Genomic DNA, 2,313 nt, shown 5'->3' on the forward strand with positions numbered 1-2,313 from the left:
GACCTCGGCCGCGGCGTTCTGCCATTCGGGAATCGGCATCGGCAGTGCGACGGGGGTGGGAGCCTTGCTGGTCGAGGTACTCGCCTGGGCGGCCGCCGACACCGCGAAACGCTGCACGAGAGCGGATTCCATCGCGCTCAGCCGCTGCCAGTGCCCGGTGGCCGTCAACGCGACGACGGCGCCGCGCTCGGGTTCGTCGAGTCCGGCGGCCAGGTTGGCGATTTCGCCGTGGTAGAGGCCGCTCTGGTTGGTGAACTCGTCGAGCGGGATGGTCGAGGCACCGTCCGAGGCCACCATCGCGGCGGCGACCGCGTTGCTGCGCGACATCGCCTCGGCGGCACCGAGCAAGCGCAAGCCCTCGGACACACCGGTCGCGACGACCGCGTCGGGCGCCGCGCGCTCGGCGACCTTGGTGCCCTGGATGATCACGTTGAGCAGCGAGTTGTAGAACAGGTAGGCGTCCGCGATCGGCAGCATCCGGGCGTCGGCGCCCTTGCGCACGCCGTCCAGATGCGTGCCGAGAGTGGCGAAGCCGGCCTTGTCGTTGCCGATGTTGGAGTCATCGATCGCGCGCAGGTTCTCACCGGCGGCGATCAGGCCGCGAAAGGCGCTGTCCATGCGCGTGCGCGCGGCGGCCAGGCCGAGTGCGGCGGTCTCGTCGCCCGCGATGTGGGCCAGGGTCAGGTGTCGCTCGGATTGGACCGCCTCGATCAGCTCACGGGCCGGTACGGCGGCATCCTGCAACTGCACGGCCCACGACTTGGCCTTGTTGCTCTGCTCGACCAGGTAGCCCGCCGTACCGACGCCGACCACCACCAGAGTCAAACTCGGGATGAGAGCAATCGCCAGAATCCGGGTGCGCACACCGAGTCTCGCTAAGAACATCGCCATAACGTAACGGAATCGTTGCACTGTTGTCGCCTGTGTCTCGCTGAGCGAGACGCGATTTGGTTTGCGCGGGAACACATTTGCTATATGGGGTGAAAACGAAAAAACGGCGAGCTCACCCCGCCGGCTGAGCCGCGATGGCCCAGTCGGCGGGGGCTCGCCGCGACCTGGCAGCGCCGGGAAAGATGCTGCCAGGTCAGGTTTTCGGCGGGCGCCGCTACAGTGTGCGGTCGGCGCCCGTGCGTGGTGGCGGCCCGGCCGCCAGTGCCGCGTGCTCCGCCTCGGTCAGCAGCCTGGCGCGCAACACGAATCGCATGCCCTGGCCTGCCTCGAGCGAATCCTCGGCAGCCTCACCGCGCGTCACATCGACGGTGAGGTGGGTATCTTTCCAGCATTCGAATTGCGCCGCGCTGATCCAGAATTCGGTGTGCCAGCTGAGCCGGCCGAGCAGGATGTCGGCCTTCTCGATCGGGAACTGCTTGGCCGACAGGCACACCGGTGCGGCGTCGTCGTCGCAGTCCTCGCCGGCCTGGCGGAACAGCACCGGGCCGTTGTCCTCGATGAGGCGGCGGAGCAGGGTCTGAGCGCGCTCGGTGATCTCCACACGGTGGATTCGATTCTGCATCAGAACATCCCGAGTTTCGTCGTCGAATAACTGACCAGCAGATTCTTGGTCTGCTGGTAGTGCCCGAGCATCATCGCGTGGTTCTCCCTGCCGAACCCCGACTTCTTGTAGCCGCCGAACGCGGCATGGGCGGGGTAGGCGTGGTAGCAGTTGGTCCAGACCCGGCCTGCCTTGATGCCGCGGCCGAGTCGGTGGGCGGTGTTCATGTCGCGGGTCCACACGCCCGCACCGAGACCGTAGAGGGTGTCGTTGGCGATGCGGATCGCTTCGTCGACGGTATCGAAGCGGGTGACCGCGACGACCGGGCCGAAGATCTCCTCCTGGAAGATCCGCATCGTATTGTCACCGGAGAAGACCGTGGGTTCGATGTAGTACCCACCCGGTAGACCGTCGACCTTGCGTGCTTCCCCTCCAGTGAGCACGCGGGCGCCTTCGGCTCTGCCGATGTCGAAATAGGACAGAATCTTCTCGTACTGGTCGTTGCCGGCCTGTGCGCCGATCATCGTCTCGGTGTCGAGCGGATGACCGGACACGATGGCCTCGGTGCGGGCGATGGCGCGGGCGAGGAACTCGTCGTAGATCGACGAGTGGATCAGCGCCCGCGACGGGCACGTGCACACCTCGCCCTGGTTCAGGGCGAACATGACGAACCCCTCGACGGCCTTGTCGAGGTAATCGTCGTCGGCGGCCAGCACATCGGGCAGGAAGATGTTGGGGCTCTTGCCGCCGAGTTCGAGAGTGACCGGAATGATGTTCTCGCTGGCGTACTGCATGATCAGCCGCCCGGTGGTGGTCTCGCC

The 2,313-nt window shown here is 66.4% G+C and carries 3 protein-coding genes; all 3 read right to left on the reverse strand.

Going from position 1 to position 2,313, the window contains the following annotated elements:
* Window positions 1-885, reverse strand: an 885-nt coding sequence (locus ACFWF3_RS32770; RefSeq protein WP_379317750.1) for a nitrate- and nitrite sensing domain-containing protein, incomplete at its 3' end; no start/stop codon positions are given.
* 220 nt (window positions 886-1,105) lie between these two features.
* Window positions 1,106-1,513 (reverse strand): DUF779 domain-containing protein, encoded by a 408-nt coding sequence (locus ACFWF3_RS32775; RefSeq protein ID WP_379317752.1) that lies wholly within the window; start codon window positions 1,511-1,513, stop codon window positions 1,106-1,108.
* A partial coding sequence (locus ACFWF3_RS32780) for an aldehyde dehydrogenase family protein (RefSeq protein ID WP_379317754.1) occupies window positions 1,513-2,313 on the reverse strand: 801 nt, incomplete at its 5' end. The genes ACFWF3_RS32780 and ACFWF3_RS32775, both read right to left, overlap by 1 nt.

This window comes from Nocardia sp. NPDC060220, from assembly GCF_042727815.1.
In the GTDB taxonomy this organism is placed as follows: Bacteria; Actinomycetota; Actinomycetes; order Mycobacteriales; family Mycobacteriaceae; genus Nocardia.

What these genes read in the sequence shown, in the direction of transcription:
- ACFWF3_RS32775 (WP_379317752.1), bottom strand. Translation starts at nt 1,513, where the DNA reads ATGCAGAATCGAATCCACCGTGTGGAGATCACCGAGCGCGCTCAGACC.